The organism is Streptomyces sp. NPDC005931 (assembly GCF_042871235.1).
Classification (GTDB): domain Bacteria; phylum Actinomycetota; class Actinomycetes; order Streptomycetales; family Streptomycetaceae; genus Streptomyces.
In genome coordinates, this window is record NZ_JBIAIG010000001.1 from 381,224 (window position 1) to 404,325 (window position 23,102).

The window sequence follows — 23,102 nt, forward strand, 5'->3', positions numbered from 1 at the left end:
TGGATGCGGGAAGCATTCGAGCGGCCGCGGACGACGCCTGGTTGACGCGTACACATCATCCGGATGGCGGGTGTATGAGTTCCGCATGGCGGACCCTCCCGTGCGCTGCGGGGCCGTGAATGCCGAGCGAACGGACGGGACGGCGGAGATCACCGCGGTGACGGGGGCGGGTTCCGGTATCGGCCGCGCGGTGGCCGTGGAACTGCTGCGCGGAGGCAGGTCGGTGGTGGCCGCGGGGCGGCGCGCCGAGACTCCGGGGGCGACGGCCGCGTGTGCGGCGGAGGCGGGTGGCGGGAGCCCCGGTGGCGCGGCGGGCGAGTCCCTCGTGGTGCGGACGGACGTCTCACGCCCGCGGGGCGTGGCCGCGCAACTCGCGGCCACGGTGGAGCGCTTCGGCCGGGTCGACCTGCTCTTCGACGACGCGGGGACGTTCGGGCCGGGCGGCGCGCCGGTCGAGGAGCTGTCCTACGACACCTCGCGGCGCGTGGTGGACGCCGACCCTCGACGGGGCGTTCCCGTGCGCACGGGCGGCGTACCGGCGGATGCAGGAGCAGGGCGTGCAGGGCGGCCGGGTCATCGACCACGGGTCGGTGTCCGCCCACGCGCCCGCCCGCGCTCGGTCGCCCGCATTGCGACCGGCACGCGCTGACGGGGCTGACGAAGTCGCTGTCGCCGGACGGGCGCCCGTACGGGATCGCGGCGGGGCCGGATCGACGTCGGCAAGGCGGCGACGGGGAGGACCGAGGACATGCGGACCGGGGGCTCCCGGCGAACGGGGAGGTCGCCCCGGACCGGTGATGGACGTCGCCGACGTGGCGACGTGGCGCGCACGGTGCGGCACATTGGCGGAGCTGCCGCTGGAGGCGAACGCGCGGTGCGCGACGGCGCCGGCGACGGCGATGCCGCACGTGGGCGGGAGACAGCCCGCCGACAGCTCGTCAAGCACCCACCCCTACACAACCGGAATTTGAACATCCGCACCATTGCGGCCGGTAGGGGACTTATGCTCAACTCTTCTACACCAAAGCTTCACATGTGGTGAAGGGCTTTCCGTGAGCCATGTCCAGGGGGGATCAGGGGGGATGCGGCAGCCGTTCCGTGCCACCGGGTGGGGGTGGGCCCGCGGGGGACCGCGGGGACGCACCGGGGCGTGGAACGGCTGCCGCGTACACCGGCGGACCGTGACCGGACGTCACGCCTGTCCGGTCTCGAAGCGGGAGATCCGGCCGTCGGGGTCGACGGTGAAGCTCCAGCGGGTGCGCATCTCGCCCCAGGTGTCGTTGCGGTAGCGGACGAGGAGCCTGCGGCCGCCGTCGGACTCGCGGTCGACCTCCATGTGCCCGTTGGAGGAGAAGATCTCCCGGTCAGTCCAGTCGGCGAGGTCGCGCTCCGAACCGTCGTCCGCCATGGTCGCGCCGGGGGCGAGCAGCGTCATGAACCCCTCGCGGTCGTGGTGGTTCACGGCGGTGACGAAGGCGCGGACGGCGGGGTTGCTGAGGCGGGTGGTCTGAATCGTCATGCCTGTCAGCGTCGTACCGCTCCCGGGGCCACGCCACCCGCGCCACCCGAACGGCGTCCGGCGACGGGCCGGTGGGGACCGGAGATGTGACGGTGAGGTGGCCGGGCGCCGCGGCTCCGACGAGCGCGGCCGAACGACCGCACCGATCGCCCGCACCGACCGCCCGCTCCGGACGACCGCTCCGGACGACCGTGCGGTCGACAGCGCCGATGGACTGCTCCGGGAGACGAGACGTGAACGCTTACGACCGACGTGATCTGGGCCTGCTGCTCCTCCGGCTGGGCACGGGCGGCGTGCTGGCCGCGCACGGCGCGCAGAAGCTGTTCGGCTGGTTCGGCGGCGGGGGGATCGAGGGCACCGGCCAGTTCATGGAGACCATCGGCTACGCGCCGGGCAAGGCGAGCGCGATGGCGGCGGGCCTGGCGGAGGCAGGCGGGGGCGTGCTGCTGGCCCTCGGCCTGGCGACGCCGGCGGCGGGCGCGGCGGCGGCCGGGGCGATGGCCGGCGCGGCGGCGGTGCACACCCCGAGCGGCTTCTTCAACCAGGAGGGCGGCTACGAGTACGCCGCGACCCTGGGCCTGACCGCTGCGGGTCTGGCCATCACCGGCCCCGGTCGGCTCTCCGTCGACCACGCCCTCGGCCACACGGTCAACCGGGGCTGGATGATCCCGGCGGCGTTCGCGGCGACCGCGGCGGCGACGATCGTGGCCGTGGGGGCGCGCAGCAGGCGGCTGCGCAAGTTCAAGGAGGGCGAACAGGAGCCGCTGTTCGAGGAGTAGCCCTGTCGGTGCGCTGTGCCAGGCTCTGCCGCATGAGCGATCGCCTCTCTCCTCCCCCGTCCCCCGCCCCCGCCGGCCTCTGGGAGTCCGTCGACGCACTGTGCGGCTGGCTGGATGCGCGCCGTCCGGCCGACGGCCGCGAGGGCCTGCTGCTGCGCATTCTGAAGCTGTCCGAGGAGGTCGGCGAGGTCGCCGAGGCGGTGGTCGGCGCGACCGGCCAGAACCCGCGCAAGGGCACCACGCACACCTGGGACGACGTGCAGTCGGAGCTGTGCGACGTCGCCGTCACCGCGCTGGTGGCCCTGCGCACCCTCACCCCCGACGCCCGTGAGGTCTTCACCCGGCACCTGGCGAACGTCAGACGGCGCTCGCTGGGAAGCTAGCCGGTCGCGAAGGGCCCCGGTCCGATCGGTACCCCGTCACCCGGGCGCGGCCGTCCCGTTCGCGCGTGCGCCCCGGGACGCGCGAGCGGGGCGGTCCGTGCGGGGTCAGACGCCGAGGCGGCGGGTGAGGGGGTGGCGCCACAGCAGAAGGGCGGTGCCGGTGGCCAGGGCCGCGGCGCCCAGGGCGAGGAAGTAACCGGCGCCGGGGACCTGGTCGCCGGAGACCTTCAGGGCGTTGCCGCCGACGCCGCCGCCGAGCGCGCCGGCCAGCCAGAACAACGCCACCATCCGGCTGACGAAGGTGGCCGGGGCGATGGCCGTGGTGGCGCTCATCCCGATCGGGGCGAAGGCGACCTCGCCGGCGGCGAGCAGCAGGAAGGCCAGCAGCAGCCACAGCGGCGACACCCGCGCGCCGTCCGCGGCGAGGGCCGCGGCGACCGCCATGACCAGGTAGGCGGCGGCCGTGGCCGCCATGCCGGTGGCGTACTTCGCCGCCGTCGGGACGCGGTCGCCCGCGCGGGTCCACAGCCAGGCGAACAGCGGTGCCAGAGCGAGGACGAACAGCGGTATGGCTGCCTGGAACCAGCTGGCCGGCACGGTGCGGCCGAAGACCTCGCGGTCGGTGGCGTGCTTGGCGAACAGCGCGAAGGCCGAGCCGCCCTGGAGGAACAGCGCCCAGAAGACCGCCGAGGCGGCGAAGAGCCAGATGTACGTGCGGACGCGGACGCGTTCGGCGGCGGTCAGCAGCGGGTTGCGCAGCAGCCGCCAGAAGCAGACGACCGGGAGGACGACGCACAACAGGCCGATCAGGGCCATGAGATGGGCCAGCTGGAAGGTGCCGGCGGCGGCGTCGGCACCGTAGACCAGGACGACGAGGGTGGTGACGGCGAGGGTGGCGCGCACGACGCGGCGGCGCTCTGCGGGGGCGGCGCAGTGTTCGGGGGCACCGCCCGTGTCGCCGAAGTGACGGGAGCCGCGGACGTACTGGAGCAGGCCGAGGCCCATGCCGACGGCCGCGGCGCCGAAGCCGAGGTGCCAGTTGACGCCCTCACCGAGCAGGCCGACGACGATGGGCGCGAGCAGGGCGCTGACCTGGACGCTCATGTAGAAGACGGCGAAGCCGGCGTCGCGGCCCGTCCGGTCCTCGCGGTCGTAGAACGCGCTCAGCAGGCCGGCCATGTTGGGCTTGAGCAGGCCGGTGCCGCAGGCGATCAGGAGCAGGCCGGGGTAGAGGGCGGGGCCGACGGGGACGGCCATCGACACATGGCCGAGGGCGATGAGCACTCCGCCGTACAGGACGGCGCGGCGGGCGCCGAGGACGCGGTCGCCTATCCAGCCGCCGGGCACGGAGGCGAGGAAGACTGAGGCCATGTACAGGCCGTACAGCAGCGAGGCGTCGCCGGCGGACATGCCGAGGCCGCCGCGGTCGGTGTCCTCGGTGGCGTAGAGGACGAGGATCGCGGTCATCCCGTAGAAGCTGAAGCGCTCCCAGATGTCGGTGCCGAAGAGGGTCGTGAACCAGCGGGGCCGACCGAGCAGGCCCGGGCGCCGACGGGGCGGCGTGCCGGTCGCGGTGGCGGGGGCGGCAGCTTCGGCGGTTGCGGGGGCGGCGGCGGGGGGTCGGATCGGGGCGGCCATGGCTCCTCCGTGGAGACGTCGGACGTGCGCAGCCGAGCGTGGGCGCGACCGTTCGACACCTGCTCGAGGACGGCTGGGGAAAGGAAGGGCCGGGGACGGCGCGGGGAGGGCCGGGGACGCCCGCGGCCGGCGACCGCGGCCGGCGACCGTGGCGGGCGACCGTGGCCGGTGACCGGGGCGGGCGGCCGGGGCGGGCGGCCGCACGGCGCGGACACCAGGCGGTCGGGACGGGCGGGCCGGGCGAAGACGCCGGCTCCGGAGGGACGCGCGGCGCCCGGCCGGGGGATGTACCGGGCGCCGCGGGTGGGAAGGAGGGGCCGCACCCTCGGGCGACCGCGGTGGACGGGGGATGCCACAGCGGGGCCCTGAGGGGCGGCCCGGCTCCCGGCGCCGCCCGTTGCGCTCGGCAGCCGTTCCCTCACGCCCACAGGAAACCGCCCCGGGCTCGGGACCGACTCGCGCCCGGCTCGCACCGACGCCGCCGAGGCCCTGGTCCGTCCCGCGACGGCGGCCCCATGGACGGCCGGGGGACACGAAGGAGCCCGGGCGCGTCAGGGGCACCCGGGCTCCGGCTCGGATACGGCGGTGGCGCGCCACCGGGGTCACGCGGCCGGCCCTCGCCGGCCGGCCCCCGTCGGCCGCGCCCTCAGTCGTGCTTCTCGATGTCCCAGTGGGGCAGGCGGCGGTCCAGCCAGGCCGGGAGGGTCCAGGCGTGGCGGCCCATCAGCTGGAGGGCGGCGGGGACGATCAGGCAGCGGATGACGACGGCGTCGACGAAGACCGCGACGACCATGCCGAACCCGAACTGCTGGAGCATCCGGTCACCGCCGAGCATGAAGGCGCCGAAGACGGCCATCATGATCGCGCCGGCTGCGGTGACGACCGCGCCGGTGTGCGCGAGTCCCTCGCGGATCGCCGCGGAGGCGTCCTTGCCGCGCAGCCACTCCTCCCGGATGCGGGAGATGAGGAAGATCTCGTAGTCCATCGACAGCCCGAAGACGATCGCGAAGATCATGATCGGCAGATACGCCTCGATCGGCCCGGGCTCCACCCCGAACATGCCCTTCTGGAAGACCAGCGTCATGGCCCCCAGGGACGCCCCGATGCTCAGCAGGTTGAGCAACGCCGCCTTCAGCGGCACCAGCAGCGAACGGAACACCGCGACCAGGATCAGCACCGACAGGCCGACCACGATGGCGATGAACACGGGCATGCGGGCCGAGACCGTGTCGGCGTAGTCGATGACCGCCGTGGTGGAGCCGCCCACCAGGTAGCGGGCGCCGGTCTCCCGGCCCAGGTCCGCCAGGACGTCGTCGCGCAGGGTGTGCACCAGCTCGGTCGTGCGCTCGTCCTGGGGCGAGGTCTCGGGGAAGGCGATGACGGTGTACGCCTTGCCGTCCCCGGCGGGGATGGGCCCCGTGGCGGCGGCGATGCCGGCCGTGTCGTTCAGCTTCCGCGTCAGCGCGGCGCCCGCCGCGGGCTCGCCCTCGGCAACGACGACGAGCGGGCCGTTGAAGCCCGGGCCGAAGCCCTCGGCGAGCAGGTCGTACGCCTTGCGGCTGGTGCTGGCGGGCGGTTCGTTGCCCGCGTCGCCGAAGCCGAGCCGGAGGTCGAGCGCGGGGACGGCCAGCGCGCCGAGCGCGGCGACGGCCAGCAACAGCGAGGCCAGCGGACGCCGCTGCACCGCCTGCGACCAGCGGCGCCAGGCCGCCCCGCCCTCGACGGCCCGGCCCTTGGCGGCGCGCTTGTCGGCCCGGGCCCGGAACTGCCGGGCGAACCGCTCGCCGAACAGCGAGAGCAGCGCGGGCAGCAGGGTGAGCGAGGCGATCATGGTCACCAGGACGGTCAGCGCCACGGCGACCGCGGTGCCCTGGAGGGAGCCGAGGCCGAGGGCGACCAGGCCGAGCAGGGCGACGATGACGGTGCACCCGGCGAAGAACACGGTGCGCCCGGCGAGGTCCAGGGCGCGCCGGCCCGCCTCCTCGGGGCTCGCGCCCCGCACCAGCTCGGTGCGGTAGCGGGCGAAGATCAGCAGCGCGTAGTCGATGCCGACGCCGAGGCCGACCAGCATCATGATGTACGGGGTGTAGCTGGCGATCGTGAAGACGTGCGAGAGCAGGATGATCGCGCCGAGGGTGCTGCCGACGGCGAACACGGCGGTGATGACGGGCAATCCGGCGGCGATGACGGTGCCGAACATGAAGCCGAGGATGACGAGCGCGGCGAGCATGCCGACGCCCTCGGACGCGCCGCCCGACGGTTCGGCGAGGGCGCGGGCCGCCTCGCCGCCGAGTTCGACCGTGAGGCCGCCGGACTGGGCGGTGCGGGCGGTGTCGAGGATGCGCGTGGTGTCGTCCTTGGTCATGTCCTCGGACCGGCCGTCGAGGACGACGGTGGCGTAGCCGACGGTGCCGTCGCGGGAGACGGCCTGTTCGTCCTCGTAGGGGCTGCGCACCTGGGCGACCCCGGGCAGGCCGGCCACCTTGTCGAGCATGGCCGAGACGCGGTCGCGGGTGCCGGTGCCGTCCAGCCCCCGTTCGTCGTGCAGCACGATGTCGAGGGTGTCGCCGGCCTGTGCGGAGCCGTGCCGCTCCATGGTCTCCAGCGCCTGCTGGGTCTCGGTGCCGGGCAGGGAGAAGTCGTCGCGGTAGGCGTCTCCGGCGGCGGTCGCACCGCCCCAGACGGCGAACAGGACGACGACCCAGAGCAGGAGGGCGGTCCACCGGTGCCGCTGGGCGAATCCGGCGGTGCGTTCCAGGAGGGAACGGCTGGGTGGGGGTGGCGGCGGAGTGGGGGTGTCGCCCTGGACCGGAGTAGTGGTCACCATGCTCTCCTTGTTGAGACAGTGTGCCCAGTGGTGTCACGACCGCTTCGTGCGCGGCTCGAGCCGCGCTCGAGTCCGCCCTTGACGTGCGGGTGAGCCCACGGTGCGGCGCCGGTGACCCGCGCCGGCGAGCGCGCTCCTCCAGCGGGATTCGAGCGATCCTCGAGCGCAACTCCCTTTATTGATAGGGGGATTCACTATCCTGACCCATATGTGGTTCATAGGGACTTTGGGGGCTTTTACCGTCATCCTTCTTCCGGCGCTGACGGCCCGGCGGCTGCTCGGCATGCGGGCCGGTGGCCTGCGGGTGGTGGCCGCCGCGCTGGTCGGCGCGACGGTGTCCGGCACGCTGATCGGCACCCAGTTGCAGAAGGCCGGGCGCGGTCCGGCGCTGCTGCCGCTGATGCTCGGCGTCGGTCTGCTGAGCGCGATGGTGTGCCTCGTCCTGCTCGACCTGCTGCTGCCGGCCGGACGGGTCGGACTGCTCGGGCGGGTCCGGGCGACGCGGGCCCGACTGGCTCGCGCGCGCCGCTACTCCGAGATCCTGACCGTCGTGGGGCGGCACGGCCTGGGGCCGTACCTCACCGGCCGGGCCAGAGGGCGCGGCGGGACCCGGCACGAGCAGCTCGCCCGGGAACTGCGGGAGGCCCTCCAGGCGGGCGGCACCACCTTCGTGAAGCTGGGTCAGCTGATGTCCACCCGCCGCGACCTGCTGCCCGAGGCGTACGTCACCGAGCTCAGCCGGCTCCAGGACCGGGTGCCGCCGGCGCTCTGGCCGCAGGTGGAGACCGTACTGACGGAGAGCCTGGGCGCCCCGGCGCAGGAGGTGTTCGCCGAGTTCGACCGGGAACCGCTGGCGGCGGCATCCGTCGCCCAGGTGCACGCCGCCGTGCTGCGGGACGGCACCCGCGTCATCGTCAAGGTGCGCCGGCCCGGCATCGACGCGGCCGTCGAGCGCGACCTGGACATCGTCGGACGGCTGGCCCGCACCCTGGAGAGGCGCACCGGGTGGGGACGCTCCCTCGGGCTCACCGACCTCGCCCACGGCTTCGCGGTGGCACTGCGCGAGGAGCTGGACTTCCGGGTGGAGGCCCGCAACCTCACCGTGGTGCGCCGGGCCGCCGAGGCACGACGGGACACCACGGTCACCCTGCCCGCCCTGTACGAGGAACTGAGCGGTGAGCAGGTCATGGTGATGAGCCGCATCGACGGCGTGCCGCTCGGCCAGGCGCGGCCGGACGGCCCCGAGCACGGCGCCGAACTGGCGCGGACGCTGCTCACCGCGCTCCTCGACCAGATCATGTACGACGGTGTCTTCCACGCCGACCCGCACCCCGGGAACATCCTGCTGATGCCCGACGGCGCCCCGGCGCTGCTCGACTTCGGCTCGGTGGGGCGGCTCGACGGGGGGCTGCGGTCCGCCATGGTGGGACTGTTCCTCGCGGTGGACCGCGGTGATCCGGCGGCGCTGCGCGACGCGCTGCTGGAGGTGACCGAGCGGCCGGAGGACGTGGACGAACAGCGGCTCCAGCGGGCGCTCGGCCAGTTCAGCGGGCGGCACCTCGCCCGCGGCTCGACGCCCGACGTGCGGATGTTCACCGACCTGTTCCGACTGGTGGCCGAGTTCCGGCTGGCCGTGCCGCCCGAGATCGCGGCGGTGTTCCGCGCGTTGGCCACGCTGGAGGGCACGCTGGGGCGGATCTCGGCGGAGTTCGACGTCCTCGACGCGTCACGGTCGTACGCGGCGGCGCGCTTCACCCGGCAGCTCCAGCCCGACACCGTACGGGACGCGGCGCGCGACGAACTGCTGACCCTGCTGCCGGTGTTGCGCAGGTTGCCGCGGCGGCTGGACCGGATCAGCGGGGCACTGGAGGAGGGCCGGCTCGGGGTGAACGTGCGGCTCCTCGCGGACCCGCGCGACCGCCGGGTCATCGGCGAGCTGCTGAGCCGGGTCCTGCTGGCCGTTCTGGGAATCTTCTTCGGTGTGCTGGGCGTGCAGCTGCTGGACCTCACGGGAGGCCCGGAGGTGACGGCGGGGCTGAGCCTCTACGCGGTGATCGGCGGTCACCTGCTGGTGCTGTCGGCGGCACTGGCGCTGCGCACGGTGTACGTCCTCAGCCGGCCGCTGTCCTGAGCCGGGGCCCGGGAGACGGAGTCGGGGGGCGGGGCGCGGGCGGGCGCTCCGCCCCCTGCTGCTTCGGGCGGGGGACGTGGGGACGGGGCGAAGGGCGCCGAGTCCCTCCGGGGGTAGGCCGGACGCTCGGCCTGTGCTGCCCGGACGCCGGGTCGCGCAGGGGCGGTGCGGGTCACGCCGGGGCGAGACGGGAGACGTCGATGGCCTCCCAGGGGTACCGCCGGGCACTCCGCCCCGTACTGCCCGGACGCCGGGTCACACGGGGGCGGTGCCGGTCACGCCGGGGCGAGACGGGAGACGTCGATGGCCTCCCAGGAGTACGTCCGGGCACTCCGCCCCGTACTCCCCGGACGCCAAGTCACGCAGGGGCGGTGCGGGTCACGCCGGGACCGGGCGGGAGGCGTCGGCGGTCGCCCGGGGGAGGACGGCTCCGGGGGCGCCCCGGTGGAGGACGCGCCCGCCGTGCATCACCAGGATCTCGTCCATCGCCTCGAGCCCCTCCGTACGGTGGGTGACGGCGGTGCGGGTCACGCCGGGAGGGGACGAAGCGCGCCGAGTCCCCCCGTGAGTACCACCGGGCACTCCGCCCCGTACTCCCCGGACGCCAAGTCACGCAGGGGCGGTGCGGGTCACGCCGGGACCGGGCGGGAGGCGTCGGCGGTCGCCCGGGGGAGGACGGCTCCGGGGGCGCCCCGGTGGAGGACGCGCCCGCCGTGCATCACCAGGATCTCGTCCATCGCCTCGAGCCCCTCCGTACGGTGGGTGACGAGGACCAGGGAGCGGCCCCGGGTGGCGGCGAGCACGTCGGCCAGGACCGCGTCGGCGGTCGCCGGGTCCAGGCCCTCGGTCGGTTCGTCGAGCAGCAGCACCGGCGGCGCGGCCAGCAGCGCCCGGGCCAGGACCAGCCTGCGGCGCTGGCCTCCGGACAGCCGACCGCCGTCGGAACCGACGACCGTGTCGAGTTGCCCGGGCAGCGACAGCACCCACTCCAGCAGGCCGGCCCGGCCCAGCGCGTCGTGGAGTTCGGCCTCGGTGGCTGCGGGGCGGGCGGGCAGCAGGTTGTGCCGCACGGACGTGTGGAAGACGTGCGCGTCCTGCAGCGCGCCACTGACCGTGCGGCGCAGGTCCGCCTCGGGCACGTCTGCCAAATCCGTGCTGTCCAGCAGGATGCCGCCCCGGTGCGGCACGGCGAACCGGGCGATCGCGGCGAGCAGCGTCGACTTGCCCGCGCCGCTCTCCCCGAGGACGGCCACGCGACGCCCGGGCGGCAGCTCGAGATCGACCCCGCGCACGGCGAACGGCCCACCGGTCCGGTGCCGCACGTACAGGTCCCGCACGGAGAGGTGGCCGACATGTCCACCGAAGGCGGCCTCTCCGGCGGGGAGGACACCGTTGCCGGAGACTGCGGCTCCGCCGGGGGCGGCACCCTCGGCACGGACGGCACCCCCGGCGCGGACGCCACCTGCGCCGGGTACCCCAGCACCGTCGGCGGCGGCGCCCCCGGCGCGCAGGGAGTCTTTGTCGGGGACGACACCTCCGGCGGGAACTCCAGCCCCGCCCGGCACCGCACCTCCGTCCGCAGCGGCACCCCCGCCACGGACGGCACCTCCGACGGGGAGGGAACCCGCGACCGCGACACCGCCTGCGCGGACGCCACCTCCCTCGGGGACCCAAACACCGCCGACGGCAGCACCCCCGGCGCGCACGGAACCTCCAGCGCCCACGGAACCTCCAGCGGGGACGACACCTCCGTCGGGGACGACACCCACGCCGGGGACCGCAGCCCTGCCGGGTACACCCGCGCCGGGGGCCGCGTCCCCGTGGTCGGCACGACCGCCGCCGACGACAGCACGGGGCGGCGGCGTCCTTTGCGTGCCCTCGGCTTCCGCTTCCGTCTCGTCGGGCCGTTCCGGCGGGTCCAGCAACGCCCGGACCCGTCGCGCGCCCTCCGGGAGGGCCATGAGGTGCTGGGCGGCCGTCGGGAGGGGGCTCAGGACCTCGAAGGAGGCCAGGGCCAGCAGCGGGAGGACGACCGAGGCGATTCCGGGCGCGGTGTGCGCGCTGACGACGGCGACCGCGACGGCCGTGCCGCCCTGCACCACGGTGAGGGCCGCCGCGGCCAGCGCCGACAGCAGGGCCGCGCCCCGGTCGTGCGAGCGCAGCCGGCGAGCGGTGTCGACGGCCCCGGCGGTCTCGTGTTCCGCCGCACCGAAGATCCGCAGGTCCGCCGCACCGTCCAGCAGATCGACCGTCCGCTGGGCGAGTTCCGCGCGCAGGGCGGCGCCCCGCCGGGCCGCCCGGGCCGAGGCGGCGGCCGTCAGGACGGGCAGCAGCACTCCTCCGGCCGTAAGGCCGAGCGCCAGGACGAGCGCGGCCGGCGGGGAGACCAGCGCGGCGCAGCCGATCGCCGCGACCGACACGGCCGACGCGGACAGCGCCGGCAGGGCCACCCGCAGCAGCGCGTCCTGGACCAGGTCGACGTCGGCCACCAGCCGGGAGGCGGCGTCCGCGTCCCGTACGGCGCGGGCGTCCTCGTGGGCGGGGCGGCGGGCCAGGGCGCCGAAGACCCGGCCCCGCAGTCGCGCCACGGCGCGCAGGGCGGCGTCGTGGCCGGCCAGCCGTTCCCCGTACCGGAACAGACCGCGGGTCACGGCGAGCGCCCGCACCGCGACGATCGCCACGGACAGGGCTCCCATGGGCGGCTGCTGGGCGGCACGCGCGATGAGCCAGGCGGCGAGGGTCAGCAGGGCCACCCCGGCCAGGTCCGCGGCGAGTGCCAGGCCGGCGGCGGGGAGCAGCCGGCGCAGCGGACCCGCCGTGCGCAGCACCGTCAGCAGATCCTTCACCGGGTCACCTCGTGTTCCCGCACCGTGCCGCCGGACACGTCCAGCCGGCGGTCGGCGCCGTCCAGGAGCCGGGCCCGGTGAGCGACCACCAGGACGGTCCGGCCGGTCATGAGCCGTTCGCTCGCCGCCAGCACCGCCTCCTCGCTGCCCGCGTCCAGACCGGCCGTGGGTTCGTCCAGCAGCAGGAGAGGCGCGTCGCGCAGGAACGCGCGGGCCAGGGCGATGCGTTGCCGCTGCCCGGCGGACAGTCCGGTGCCGCGGGCGCCGAGCCGGGTGGCGTAGCCGTCGGGCAGGACGGTGACGAAGTCGTGGGCCGCCGCGGCACGGGCGGCGCGCACGACGCCCTCGTGGCCGGCGTCGGGGTCGCCGAGGCGGATGTTGTCGGCGACGCTGCGGTCGAAGAGGTACGGCCGCTGCGGCACCCAGCCGAGGGTGCGCCGCCACTCTTCCGGGTCGAGGGTCGCGAGGTCGCGTCCGCCGGCCAGGATTCGTCCCTCGTCGGGCCGTACGAGGCCGAGCAGCAGGGCGAGCAGCGTGGACTTTCCGGCCCCGCTGGGCCCGGTCAGGGCGATCCGCTCCCCCGGTTCGACGGTGAACGACACCTCCCGGAGGACGGGGTGCGGGCGCCCCGGCAGCCGGACGGTGACGTTCTCGAAGCGCAGGCGGGGGGCGCCGGGCACGGGACCGCCGGCGTGCGGCGACGGGGAGTGCGTGGCCGGGCGGGCCGCGGCCGGGAGCGGCGGCGTCGGGCGGGACCCGGGGGCGGGATGCTGCGGGCGGGGTCGCGGGCCGGGCGCCGGTGCGGTGCTCGGGCGCGGCGCGGTGCCGTCCGCGCCGGTCGCGCGTCCGGCCGCCGCCGCGTCCGCTCCCTCGGTGTCCAGCAGGGCCAGTGCCTCGCGGGCCGTCGTCATGCCCTCCGTACCGGCGTGGAACTGGTTGCCGAGCGCACGCAGCGGCTGGTACGCCTCTGGGGCGAGCAGCAGCACCGTGAGCGCGGTCGTCAGGTCGAGGGAACCGCCGAGCAGGCGCAGACCCACGGGGACGGCGATGAGGGCGAGCGACAGGGTGGCGACGGTGTCCAGCACCAGGGTGGACAGGAACGTGATGCGCAGGGTGCGCAGGGTGGCCCTGCGGTGGGTGTCCGCGACCGCGGCGACGATGCCCTCCTGTGCCTCGGCGCGGCCGAAGGTGCGCAGTGTGGGCAGTCCGCGCAGGGCGTCGAGGAAGTGCCCGCCGAGGTGGGCGAGCGCCGCCCACTGGCGGGCCGTGGCGTCCCGGGTGTGCAGCCCGACCAGGGCGCCGAAGACCGGGATGAGCGGCAGTGTGACCAGCAGGATCGTCGCGCCGAGCGGGTCGTGCAGCAGCATCGCGGCGAGGACCGCGGGCGGCACGACGGCGGCGGCCAGGATCTGCGGCAGATAACCGACGAGGTACGGATCGAGGGCGTCCAGCCCCCGGGTGAGGAGCGTGCTGACCTCACCGGCCCTGCTGTCCCCGGCGTCGTACGCGCTGCGGCGCGCGGCGCTGCGGAGGAGCCGGGTGCGCAGTTCGAGTTTGATGTCGGCGGCGGCCCGCTGTGCGGCGGTGGCGCGCACCCAGCCGGCGGCGCCGCGCGCGGCGACGGCCGCCGCGACCCAGGTGACGGCGGCGGCCGTGGGGCCGTGCCCCTGGAAGATGTCGCCGAGCAGCCGGGCCAGCGCCAGTGCCTGTCCGACGGTGCCGCCGGCGCCGAGCAGCACGCCGGCCGCGACCAGCAGTCCCGCGCCGCGGGTCCGGGCGCTCAGCGCCAGCAGCCGCCGCCGCACCGCCCGGTCGCCGTCCCCCGCCGTGCGGGCCCCGCGCCGGCCGCCCCCGCGGCGCGCCGCGCCCCGGCCGTCGAAGGCCCCGTCGACCGGCCCCCGCGGACCGCTCATCGCCCCTCACCCCCTGGTCGCCGTCGAGGTCCGCCGACCTCACCTGACCGGAATCCACCCGAGCCCCTCGCCCGCGCCCGGGCGGCTCGGGTCTCAGAAGTACGCCGGAGACCGCTCGTCGGTCTTGGCACGGTGGGCCCACCACTGCATGGCCTGGAAGGCGAGCAGCACCGGCAGGACCAGGAGCACCACCGGGCCGACGACACTGAGCGTGGACGGGTCGGCGGCGGCCTCGGAGACCGAGACGTGCTCGCCCGGGCCGGCCCGGCTCACCACCGTCTGGGGGAAGTGGGCGGCGCCCAGCAGCAGGACCGGGGACAGCGCGGCGAAGCCGCTGACCAGCTGGGCCCGCAGGCCGGACGAGGAGATCAGCCTCGGGGCCAGCAGCAGGGCGGCGACGGCGAGCAGGAACAGCAGGGCGGCGGGCAGCGGGTTGAGCAGTCCGTCGCGGACCGTGCCGTCGGCGACGGCCGTCAGTGCCGTGAGGACGGCGAGGCCGGCCGCCACCGGCGCCAGCCGACGGGCGAGTTCCGCGGCCCGCCCGGCGACGGGGCCGGCCGTGCGCACCGCGAGGAACACCGCCGCGTGCAGGGCGAAGACGGCGACGGCGGTGAGGGCGGACAGCAGCGCCACCGGGCGCAGCAGCACACCGGCGTCGACGGCGAGATGGCCGTCCTTCACCGGCACCGCCCCGACCAGGGCACCGCCGAGCAGACCCCACATCAGCGCGAGCACCAGACAGGCGAACCGGAACAGGGAGTCGGCACCGTGCCGCCACCGCTCGGTGGCCATCCGGCGGCGGAACTGCAGGGCGGCCTCGCGCACCAGCAGCGCGGCCACGGCGAACACGATCACCGGGTACATCCCGCTGATCACGCCGGACTCCAGGCCGGGGAAGCCGCCCAGGGTGATGCCGGCTGCCGCGACCAGCCAGACCTCGTTGCCGAGGAAGAAGGGCCCCGTGGCCGCGGCGACGGTGTGCCGCTCGACGTCGTCGCGGGCGAGCCGCCTGCCGATGATCCCGGTACCGAGGGTGATGCCGTCCAGGGCGAGGTAGCCCGCCAGGAAGAGACCCAGCAGCGCGTACCAGATGTTGTGCCACACGATGAACTCCCAGTGCGTTCGGCGCTGTCGGGGGCGGGTCAGAAGGTCGGGACCGACGGGGTGGAGGAGGACGCGGCGGTGGAGGCCGTGGCCTGCTGCGGGAGGCCGGGGGCGGCGCCGCCGGTCTCCTCACCGGGCGTGCGGCCGAGGTGGGAGCCGTCGGGGCCGCGCCGGGCGAACCGGAACAGCAGCACCCAGTCCACGACCAGCAGGACGGCGACGAGCGTGCCGAAGACCAGCAGCGAGGTCAGTACCGTGCCGTACCCGAGTCCGGGTGTGACGGCGTCCTCGGTCTTCAGCAGGCCGTAGACGGCCCAGGGCTGGCGGCCCACTTCGCGGAAGATCCAGCCGGAGACGTTGGAGAGGTACGGCAGGACGAGGGCGGCGGTGAGCAGCCACAGCAGGACCTTGCGGCGGATCAGGTTGCGCTTGATCATGAACAGCACGCCGATGACGGCGATCAGCATCATGAACAGCGCCGGGATGATCATCACGAACTCGGCGGTCTGGCTGAACCCGGGCGGGAAGTAGTTGCCGGGTCCGAACTTCTCGGTGAACGTGTCGGCCAGGGCCTGTGCCCGGTCGGAGCGCTGCCCGTACTTGGTGGGGGTCTGCTTCACGGAGTGGCCGATCTGCCAGCCGCCCAGTGAGGCCGTCAGCAGGACGAACACGGGGGTGAGCGGCAGGGCGAGCTTCATCGAGGACCAGAAGAACTCCTCGTGCCCGGTGCGCCGGCGCAGGTGCCAGGCGCTGACGGCGATGATGAAGAACGATCCGGTGACGACCGCGGCGGCGAGGATGTGGGCTGCCGCGGAAAGGGCGTTGGGGTTGGTGAGCAGGGCGCCGAAGTCGGTGAGGCGGGCCTCGCCGTCCTTCATCTCGTAGCCGACGGGGTGGTTGAGGAAGCCGTTCGCGGTCAGGACGAAGAACACCGAGGCGTACGCCGTGAGTGCCACCAGCCACAGCAGGGCGGTGTGCAGGGTGCGGCCCATCCGGTTCCAGCCGAAGATCCACAGACCGAGCAGGGTGGATTCGGCGAAGAAGGCGACGAGGGTCTCGATGGCCAGGGGTGCGCCGAAGACGTTGCCGACGAAGTGGGTCAGTCCGCTCCAGGTGAGGCCGAACTGGAACTCCATCACGATGCCGGTGCCGATGCCCAGGGCGTAGTTGATGACGTAGAGCTGGCCCCAGAAACGGGTCTGCCGGCGGTGGGTCTCCTTGCCGGTGACGGCCCAGCGGGTCTGCATCACCACCAGGTAGGTGACCAGCCCCAGCGTCAGGGCGACGAACAGGAAGTGCGCGATGGCGGTGATGGCGAACTGGAGCCGTGCGAGTACGAGCACGTCGTCCACGATGGTTCTCCTCGGTCGGCTGAGCAGCCGTCTGTCGTGTGGTGGCGGTGCGGTCTGCGGGTGGATGGACGGCCTTCCCACTCCAGCCGAGGACGGTCGCGTACCGCTCGTGCCGTGGTGGAGCCCCGCTCGAGCGCGGGCCGCGGCCGTCCTGCACTGCGGGTCGGCCGCGGCCCGTGCGGGGACGGCCGTTCAGGGGTGGCTGGAGTAGGCGAGTTCGTCGTGTTCGATGGCCATCTCGTCGGTGTAGACGAGGTCGAGGTAGCGCTCCCCCCGGTCGGCCAGCAGGGTCAGGACGCGGCTGGGGCGCGGGAGTTCGGGCAGCAGTTCCTCGACGGCGGCCACCACCGAGCCGGAGGAGCCCCCGGCGAAGATCGCCTCCTGGCGCAGCAGACGGTGGCAGCCGCGGACGGCGGCGGCGTCGTCGATGTGCACCACCCGGTCGATCTCGGCGGGGGTGAGCAGTTCCGGCACCCGGCTCGATCCGACGCCGGGCAGCATCCGCGGGCCCGGCGGGGTGCCGAAGATGACCGAGCCGACGGCGTCGACCGCCACCACCCGCAGCCCGGGCCACACCCGGCGCAGTCCGCGGGCGAGTCCGTGCAGGGTGCCGGTGGTGCTGACGGCGGCCACCAGGACGTCGACGGGTTCCGAGCAGTCCTCGATGACCTCGCGGGCGGTGGTGACCGCGTGGGTCTCCCAGTTGAGGTGGTTGGCGTACTGGTTGATCCATACGGCGTCCGGGTCCTCGGTCAGCAGGTCCTGCACCCGGGCCAGCCGGGTGTGCAGGTAGCCGCCGGCGGAGTCGAGTTCGCGGACCATCTCGATCTCCGCGCCGAACTGGCGCAGGATCCGCAGGTTGGTCCGGGAGGCGTTGGGGTCGACGACGGCGGTGAACCGCAGGCCGTGGCGGACGGCCACCATGGCCAGCGCGACCCCGAAGTTGCCGGAGGTGCTCTCCACGATGTGGGTGCCGGGGCGGATCATGCCGTCGGCGATGCCGCGCTCCACGATGTAGCGCGCGGAGCGGTCCTTGACGCTGCCGCCCGGGTTGAGCATCTCGAGCTTGGCGAGGACCTCGATGTCCCGCTGGGGGAAGAGCCGGCTCAGCCGGACGAGGGGGGTGTTGCCGACGCAGTCGGTGATGGAGTCGTGGATCACGCCGGCTCCCGTGTCGCGGTGGGGGTGTCGTGCGGCTGGGCGCCGAAGAGGGCGCGGCATCCGTCGAGTCCGTGGATGCCGGCCGTCACCTCGGCGGCGGGGCTCAGCTCCCACTGGTCGCGGGTCATGCGCCAGCGGGTGAGCACCACCGGCTCGCCACGCCGGGTCTGCACCTCGATGCCGTCCGGCTGGTAGCCGAGTTTCTTGTTGACGGCGAGGGCGGCGGCGCCGTCCTCGTACACGGCGGAGGTGGCGTACCGGGCGCCGAGCCCCTCGAAGGCGAGGCGCAGCGCGGCGGCGCGCATCTCGGTGCCGATGCCGCGGCCCTGGTGGCCGCGGGCCAGCCAGCTCTCGGTGGCGACCTCCCCCAGTGCGGGGAAGCCCCGGGCCTGCAGGCCCTGGACGCCGACGGGGCGGCCGTCCAGGAAGACGGCGAGGCCGAGGTTCCAGTAGTCGGGGCGGCTCAGGGCGAGCCCCTTCCACAGGTACTGCAGGACCCTGCCCGCCACGACCTGCGGCAGCGCGTTGCTCCAGCCGCCCTGGAAGGGGACGGCGTCGGGGGCGTGGATGCCCTGGTCGGCGACGAGTTCGGCGAGGGCGCGCAGGTCGCTCTCGTCGGGGACGCGCAGCTCCAGCCGGGGGGTGGTGAGCCGGAGCCGGAACTGGGGCGCCCAGACCGCGAGTGCGGACCGGTGGCCGCCGGGGGCGGCCGCCGGTCCGGTGTGCGGTGCGCCCGGTGTGGTCCGGGTGCTTTCAGCGATGTTCTCTGCCATGGGGGAATGCTCCGCAGGCGGTCTCAACGGGTGGTGGAAGACGTCTCGACGTGCGGACGGGCCCGGACCCCGGGGGCGGGGACGCGTGCCTCCCGCCGGCCGCCGGACGCGAGCCGGACGGCCGCGATCACCAGACCGGTCAGGATGATCGCCGGCCACAGCACGTCGGGCACGGCGCCGACCGCTCCGCCGAGGCCGAGCAGTGCGAACGCCCCGGCGCGCAGTCGCCGCAGTCGGGCCGGGCCGGGCGCCGGCAGGGCGAGCAGCACGCCCGCGATCAGCAGGGCCCCGCAGGCCGCCGGGTCGAGCACGGTCAGCGCGTCGAAGGCGTCACCGAAGCCACCGCGTACGGCGGCCAGCGGCGGCACGACCCAGAACCAGGCGAGGCCGGCCGTGGCGAGCGCGCCGGCCGTCCGCTCGGGGGTGCCGTGCCGACGGCCCCGCATGCCGCGTTCGGCGAGGTCGACGGCGTTGAACGGGCCGTACAGCACGGGCCGGCGGCCGAGCAGCAGCGCGGGCAGGGCGGCCAGTTCCAGGCCGCCGTATCCGGTGGCGCCGGCGAGGAGGACGGAGAACTCCACGTAGAGGGCGACGCCCAGGGCGGGTCCGTCGGGGAGCACGCCGATCGGGTAGAGCAGTATCGGCAGCAGGAGCAGCGCGCCCCCGGGCCAGCCGGAGAGCCCGTGCGGGGCACCCCGGGTGAGCAGGGGTCGCAGCAGCGCCAGCAGCCCGGTGTAGCCGACGGCCAGCACGAGGGCCGTACCGGTGGCGGCGAGGATCTCCCCGCCGCTGTGGTCGGGGGCCTTGGTGGTGAGAAGGTGCGTCAGTGCGGCGCCGCCCGCGGCGGCACGAACGGCCCGCCCCGCGGGCCCGGCGTCCCGCCCGAGCACGGGAGCCCGGCGGGGGTCGCCGGGTGCTCGGGTCCGTCCGGGGACGAACGCCCCGCCGGGCGTGCCCGCGGGGCTCACAGCTCGACCCTGACGCCGTAGCGGCGCAGCCAGTCGTTCAGGCCGAGCAGCATCTCGACGTTGGCGCGGGCGACCCAGGCGCGCATGCCGCTGTCCAGGACGGACGGGTCGTCGATGAGGGCCCGGACACCGGCGGTGTCGGCGAGCGGGGCGGCCGGGGCCGCGGGGTCGGCGAGCAGGGCCTCCAGGCCGGCGCACAGGGCGTGGCCGTAGGCCGGGTCCTGGGTGACGGGGTAGGGGCTCTTGGCGCGGTTGACGACGTCGTCGGGCAGCAGGTCGGCGACGGCGGCGCGCAGCAGGGACTTCTCCCGGCCGTCGAAGCTCTTCAGCGACCAGGGGACGTTGTAGGCGTAGCTGACGAGGCGCCAGTCGCAGAACGGCATCCGGGTGCCGAGGCCGGCCGCCGAGCCGAGGGACTCGTCGTGCGAGAGCAGGGTCTCCAGCCAGCGGGTGAGGTGGAAGTAGGTGATCTCCCGCATGCGCAGGGTCTGCCCGCTCTCCCCGTCCAGGCGCGGCACCTGGGCCATGCTGGTGGCGTAGGCGTCGGCGCAGTAACCGTTGAGGTCGAGCTTGCCGAGCAGGTCGGGGGCGAGCAGGTCGCCGCCCAGGCCGTGCCGGCCGCCGCCGAAGCGGGCCATGGCGACCCAGGGCAGCGTGGGGGCCTCGACGAGTTCCCTGTTGTGCACCCAGGCGAACCCGCCGAAGACGGCGTCGGCTATCTCGCCGAGCAGCACCGAGCCGACGTGCTCGCGCACCGCCCGGCACAGCAGGTACAGCGAGGTGTTCATGTTGCCGAGCGGGCTCGGCACGTCCTTGGCGCGCAGCACCGCTGTCCGCACCGCCGGGTCGATGATGTCGCCGGTGTCCAGCACCAGGTCGGTGTGCTCGGTGCCCAGGTGCCGGACGACGGACTGCACGAACGGGGCGTCGGGACTGCCCCAGATCTCGTCCTGCTTGAACTCCTCGGCGGCACCGAAGGAGACGGTGAAGGTCCGCACCGTGCCGCCGCCGCGTTCGGCGAGCGCATGGTGGGCCAGGGCGGTGACGGCGCTGGAGTCGATGCCGCCGGACAGCAGGATGCCGGGGACGGCTCCGGTGCCGAGGCTGCGGCGCACCGAGGCGCCGAGCAGCTCGCGGACCCGGGCGATGGTCTCGTCCTGGTCGTCGGTGTGCTCCTGGGCGGTCAGCTCCCAGTAGCGGTGGGTCCTGCGGCCGTCCCGGGTGAAGCGCAGCACGTGGCCGGGCGGTACCTGCGCGAAGCCCTTGAGGATGCCGTGTCCCGCGGTGCCGGCGTAGGAGAACAGCTCGCGCAGGCCGTCGGCGTCGATGACCGGCTCGACGGCGGGGTGGGCGAGGACGGCCTTGCGCTCGGAGCCGAACAGCACGCCCGAGGCGAGCGGGTAGTAGTGGAGCGGCTGGTTGCCGAGGCGGTCGCGGGCCAGGACGAGCTCCTGGTCCCGCTCGGACCAGATGGCGACGGCGAAGGCGCCGTCGAGGTGTTCGGCGAAGCGCTCGCCCCAGCGCAGATAGGCGCGGCCGACCAGCTCGGCCTGGGTGACGGGGCGGCCGGTGACACCGAGGTCGGCACGCAGGCCGTCGGTGTCGTAGAGCACGCCGGTGACGGCGGCGGCGAGCACGGTGCGCCCGCCCTCCTCGAGCACCCACGGCTGGCGCGGTGCCCCGGTGCCGTCCGCGTCGGACCAGCGGGTGCCGAGGGCGGCCGGCCCGCTGAGCCACAGCCGCTCCCCGTCGGGGCCGCGCTGGGCCAGGGCCGCGGTCATGGCGAGCAGCGTGGGCCGCTCGCGCCGCAGATCCCGTTCGTGATCGATCCATCCTGCGATTCCGGACACGGCGTAGGACTCCTCTCGACGTGGGAGCCACAGGCTGGACGGGTCACCTCAAGTTTCCCTGGACGGCCTCTCCAGCAGCCGTGCGGACGATGCCGCACGGACCGGATCCGCGAGCGGCGGGGCCCGGGCATCGGTACCCGAAGGGAGAGTGGCCGTGGGCAAGGAGCCCGAGGAACTTCAGGAGCCGTCCGAGGTGGCGGGTGGGCCGACGGACGTCCTGATCGTGGGCGGTGGGATCACCGGACTGAGCTGTGCGCTGTTCCTGCGGCACCACGGGGTGCGGTGCGTGCTGGTGGAGCGGCACGCGTCGACCTCCGTGCACCCGCGGGCGTGGGGGTGGTATCCGCGGACGCTGGAGCTGTTCCGGTCCGTCGGGGTGGAGCAGGAGGTGCTGGCGGCCGCCGCGGGCTACGCGGAGCACCGGCGGCAGGCGACCGTCGAGTCGCTGGCGGGCCGCGAGCTGAAGGCGGTCATGCTGCCCGAGCCGGGTGACCTGGGCGCGGTGACGCCGTCCCGGCAGATCTCGCTGGGCCAGGACCGCATGGAGCCGATCGTCCGCGAGGCCGCGTCCCGGGCGGGCGCGGTGCTGCGGTACGGCACCGAACTGACGTCCTTCGAGCGGCCCGAGGGCCCGGACGGACCGGTCGTCGCCACGGTGAAGGACCGGGACACGGGTGAGGAGCGGCGGGTGCGGGCCCGTTGGCTGGTGGCCGCGGACGGCGGGCGCAGCCCCGTGCGGGAGACGCTGGGGATCGGACGGGCCGGCCGCGGCACGCTCCAGCACCAGGTGAGCATCCTGTTCCGCGCGGACCTCGAGGGACCGCTGGACGGGCGCCGGTTCTCCATCTGCCAGATCGAGAACGACGAGCTGAGCGGGGCGGTGCTGGGCCACGACGACACCCTGCGGCGCGGCACCCTCATCCTCCAGTACCGCCCCGAACGGGGCGAGGCGACCGAGGACTTCACCACCGAGCGCTGTGTGCGGCTGGTGCGCTCGGCGATCGGCGACCGGGACGTCGACGTGGAGATCATCGGCGTGCTGCCGTGGGAGCTGGCCGCCCTGTCCGCCGAGCGGTTCCGGGACGGTTCGGTGTTCCTGGTCGGGGACTCGGCGCACGTCATCCCGCCGATCGGCGGCTACGGCGCCAACACCGGTGTGCACGACGCGCACAACCTGGCCTGGAAGCTCGCGGCGGTGCTGCGCGGCGAGGCGGGCGAGGGGCTGCTGGACACCTACGACGCCGAGCGCAGGCCGGTCGCGGAGGCGACGATCGAACAGGCGCAGCTGCGTCTGCTGGTGCGGTCCGGGCGGGCCGACGAGGAGCAGCGCCGGGCCACCGTGGATGTACTGGCCGTGATGCTGGGGCACGCCTATCCGACGGCGGCGGAGCCGGGCGCGCGGCTGCGGCGGTTCCGGGAGCCGGCCGAGCTGTGCGGCGAGCCGGGCACGCGTGCGCCGCACGTGCCGGTGCTGCTGCGCGACGGGGACCGGGAGGAGCCCGGTTCGCTGCTGGACGCCTACGGCTCGTCCCCGGTGCTGGTGTGGGGCGGTCCGGCGGGTGAGGTGTGGCGCGGGGCCGGCGAGGAGGCCGCGCGGCGCGCCGGGGTGCGGCTGGGTACGGCCGGGTTCGGCACGGAGGTGCGGGACCTGTCGGAGCGGGGCTGGCACGAGGCGTACGGGGTGCGGGCCGACGGAGCGGTGCTGGTGCGCCCGGACGGTTTCGTCGCGTGGCGCTCCGCCGGTGTCCCCGCGGACGCCGCCGGCGCCCTGGAGCGGGCCCTGCGCCGGACGCTGGTGAGGGAGAGCGCCTGACGGCACGCGGAAGGGGCCGCCGTCCACCGGGACGGCGGCCCCTTC

The 23,102-nt window shown here is 74.9% G+C and carries 16 protein-coding genes and 1 pseudogene; 5 read left to right on the forward strand and 12 right to left on the reverse strand.

All coding sequences use genetic code 11. From position 1 onward, the window contains the following. The first annotated feature begins 85 nt into the window (after window positions 1–85). Window positions 86–971, forward strand: a pseudogene (locus tag ACFYOV_RS01685) (SDR family oxidoreductase). 221 nt (window positions 972–1,192) lie between these two features. On the opposite strand, the gene ACFYOV_RS01690 reads toward ACFYOV_RS01685, so the two are convergent. Further along, window positions 1,193–1,519 (reverse strand): nuclear transport factor 2 family protein, encoded by a 327-nt coding sequence (locus tag ACFYOV_RS01690; RefSeq protein ID WP_389081462.1) that lies wholly within the window; start codon window positions 1,517–1,519, stop codon window positions 1,193–1,195. 233 nt (window positions 1,520–1,752) lie between these two features. Between ACFYOV_RS01690 and ACFYOV_RS01695 the strand changes: the two genes are divergently transcribed. Together ACFYOV_RS01695 and ACFYOV_RS01700 are read left to right on the forward strand one after the other, a co-directional pair. After that, entirely contained in the window at window positions 1,753–2,298 is a 546-nt protein-coding gene (locus ACFYOV_RS01695; protein ID WP_389081464.1) for a DoxX family protein, read from the forward strand. A gap of 32 nt (window positions 2,299–2,330) precedes the next feature. Continuing rightward, complete coding sequence (locus tag ACFYOV_RS01700; protein ID WP_389081467.1) at window positions 2,331–2,681, forward strand: MazG-like family protein; 351 nt, start codon at window positions 2,331–2,333, stop codon at window positions 2,679–2,681. 105 nt (window positions 2,682–2,786) lie between these two features. Here the strand turns inward: ACFYOV_RS01700 and ACFYOV_RS01705 are convergent, their stop codons facing one another. Then, window positions 2,787–4,319, reverse strand: coding sequence for a peptide MFS transporter (locus ACFYOV_RS01705; RefSeq protein ID WP_389081469.1), 1,533 nt, complete (start codon window positions 4,317–4,319; stop codon window positions 2,787–2,789). Between the two features lie 646 nt (window positions 4,320–4,965). Beyond that, a complete protein-coding gene (locus tag ACFYOV_RS01710; protein ID WP_389081471.1) occupies window positions 4,966–7,146 on the reverse strand; it encodes an MMPL family transporter in 2,181 nt (726 codons plus the stop codon). Between the two features lie 208 nt (window positions 7,147–7,354). On the opposite strand from ACFYOV_RS01710, the gene ACFYOV_RS01715 reads away from it, so the two are divergent. Further along, complete coding sequence (locus tag ACFYOV_RS01715) at window positions 7,355–9,277, forward strand: ABC1 kinase family protein (protein WP_389081474.1); 1,923 nt, start codon at window positions 7,355–7,357, stop codon at window positions 9,275–9,277. A gap of 378 nt (window positions 9,278–9,655) precedes the next feature. Here ACFYOV_RS01715 and ACFYOV_RS01720 read toward each other — a convergent pair whose 3' ends face one another. The 9 genes from ACFYOV_RS01720 to asnB form a co-directional block, all read right to left on the reverse strand. Next, the gene (locus ACFYOV_RS01720; RefSeq protein ID WP_389081476.1) at window positions 9,656–9,808 is read right to left on the reverse strand and encodes a hypothetical protein; all 153 of its coding nucleotides are present in this window, start codon (window positions 9,806–9,808) and stop codon (window positions 9,656–9,658) included. 98 nt (window positions 9,809–9,906) lie between these two features. After that, complete coding sequence (locus ACFYOV_RS01725; RefSeq protein WP_389081478.1) at window positions 9,907–12,123, reverse strand: amino acid ABC transporter ATP-binding/permease protein; 2,217 nt, start codon at window positions 12,121–12,123, stop codon at window positions 9,907–9,909. Beyond that, window positions 12,120–14,036 carry a thiol reductant ABC exporter subunit CydD gene (gene cydD / locus ACFYOV_RS01730; protein ID WP_389081480.1) on the reverse strand — a complete coding sequence of 639 codons (1,917 nt, stop codon included), beginning with the start codon at window positions 14,034–14,036 and terminating at the stop codon, window positions 12,120–12,122. Before cydD ends, ACFYOV_RS01725 begins: the two co-directional genes overlap by 4 nt. Before the next feature lie 93 nt (window positions 14,037–14,129). Then, complete coding sequence (locus ACFYOV_RS01735) at window positions 14,130–15,140, reverse strand: cytochrome d ubiquinol oxidase subunit II (protein ID WP_389081483.1); 1,011 nt, start codon at window positions 15,138–15,140, stop codon at window positions 14,130–14,132. Window positions 15,141–15,178: 38 nt separating this feature from the next. Beyond that, window positions 15,179–16,492, reverse strand: coding sequence for a cytochrome ubiquinol oxidase subunit I (locus tag ACFYOV_RS01740; RefSeq protein ID WP_389081485.1), 1,314 nt, complete (start codon window positions 16,490–16,492; stop codon window positions 15,179–15,181). Window positions 16,493–16,684: 192 nt separating this feature from the next. Further along, a complete protein-coding gene (gene sbnA, locus ACFYOV_RS01745) occupies window positions 16,685–17,653 on the reverse strand; it encodes a 2,3-diaminopropionate biosynthesis protein SbnA (RefSeq protein WP_389081487.1) in 969 nt (322 codons plus the stop codon). Then, complete coding sequence (locus tag ACFYOV_RS01750; RefSeq protein WP_389081490.1) at window positions 17,650–18,426, reverse strand: GNAT family N-acetyltransferase; 777 nt, start codon at window positions 18,424–18,426, stop codon at window positions 17,650–17,652. The genes sbnA and ACFYOV_RS01750 overlap by 4 nt, the downstream gene beginning before the upstream one ends. Window positions 18,427–18,449: 23 nt before the next feature. Further along, window positions 18,450–19,394: a DUF6410 domain-containing protein gene (locus ACFYOV_RS01755; protein WP_389081493.1), complete on the reverse strand. Its 945-nt coding sequence runs from the start codon at window positions 19,392–19,394 to the stop codon at window positions 18,450–18,452. Beyond that, window positions 19,391–21,244, reverse strand: a complete 1,854-nt coding sequence (asnB, locus tag ACFYOV_RS01760; RefSeq protein WP_389081495.1) for an asparagine synthase (glutamine-hydrolyzing) — start codon at window positions 21,242–21,244, stop codon at window positions 19,391–19,393. The genes ACFYOV_RS01755 and asnB overlap by 4 nt, the downstream gene beginning before the upstream one ends. 154 nt (window positions 21,245–21,398) lie before the next feature. Here asnB and ACFYOV_RS01765 point away from each other — a divergent pair, with 154 nt between their 5' ends. After that, window positions 21,399–23,057: an FAD-dependent oxidoreductase gene (locus ACFYOV_RS01765; RefSeq protein WP_389081497.1), complete on the forward strand. Its 1,659-nt coding sequence runs from the start codon at window positions 21,399–21,401 to the stop codon at window positions 23,055–23,057. Window positions 23,058–23,102: the final 45 nt, after the last annotated feature.

What these genes read in the sequence shown, in the direction of transcription:
- ACFYOV_RS01690 (WP_389081462.1), bottom strand. Translation starts at nt 1,519, where the DNA reads ATGACGATTCAGACCACCCGCCTCAGCAACCCCGCCGTCCGCGCCTTC.
- ACFYOV_RS01700 (WP_389081467.1), top strand. Translation starts at nt 2,331, where the DNA reads ATGAGCGATCGCCTCTCTCCTCCCCCGTCCCCCGCCCCCGCCGGCCTC.
- ACFYOV_RS01705 (WP_389081469.1), bottom strand. Translation starts at nt 4,319, where the DNA reads ATGGCCGCCCCGATCCGACCCCCCGCCGCCGCCCCCGCAACCGCCGAA.
- ACFYOV_RS01710 (WP_389081471.1), bottom strand. Translation starts at nt 7,146, where the DNA reads ATGGTGACCACTACTCCGGTCCAGGGCGACACCCCCACTCCGCCGCCA.
- ACFYOV_RS01715 (WP_389081474.1), top strand. Translation starts at nt 7,355, where the DNA reads ATGTGGTTCATAGGGACTTTGGGGGCTTTTACCGTCATCCTTCTTCCG.
- cydD (WP_389081480.1), bottom strand. Translation starts at nt 14,036, where the DNA reads ATGAGCGGTCCGCGGGGGCCGGTCGACGGGGCCTTCGACGGCCGGGGC.
- ACFYOV_RS01750 (WP_389081490.1), bottom strand. Translation starts at nt 18,426, where the DNA reads ATGGCAGAGAACATCGCTGAAAGCACCCGGACCACACCGGGCGCACCG.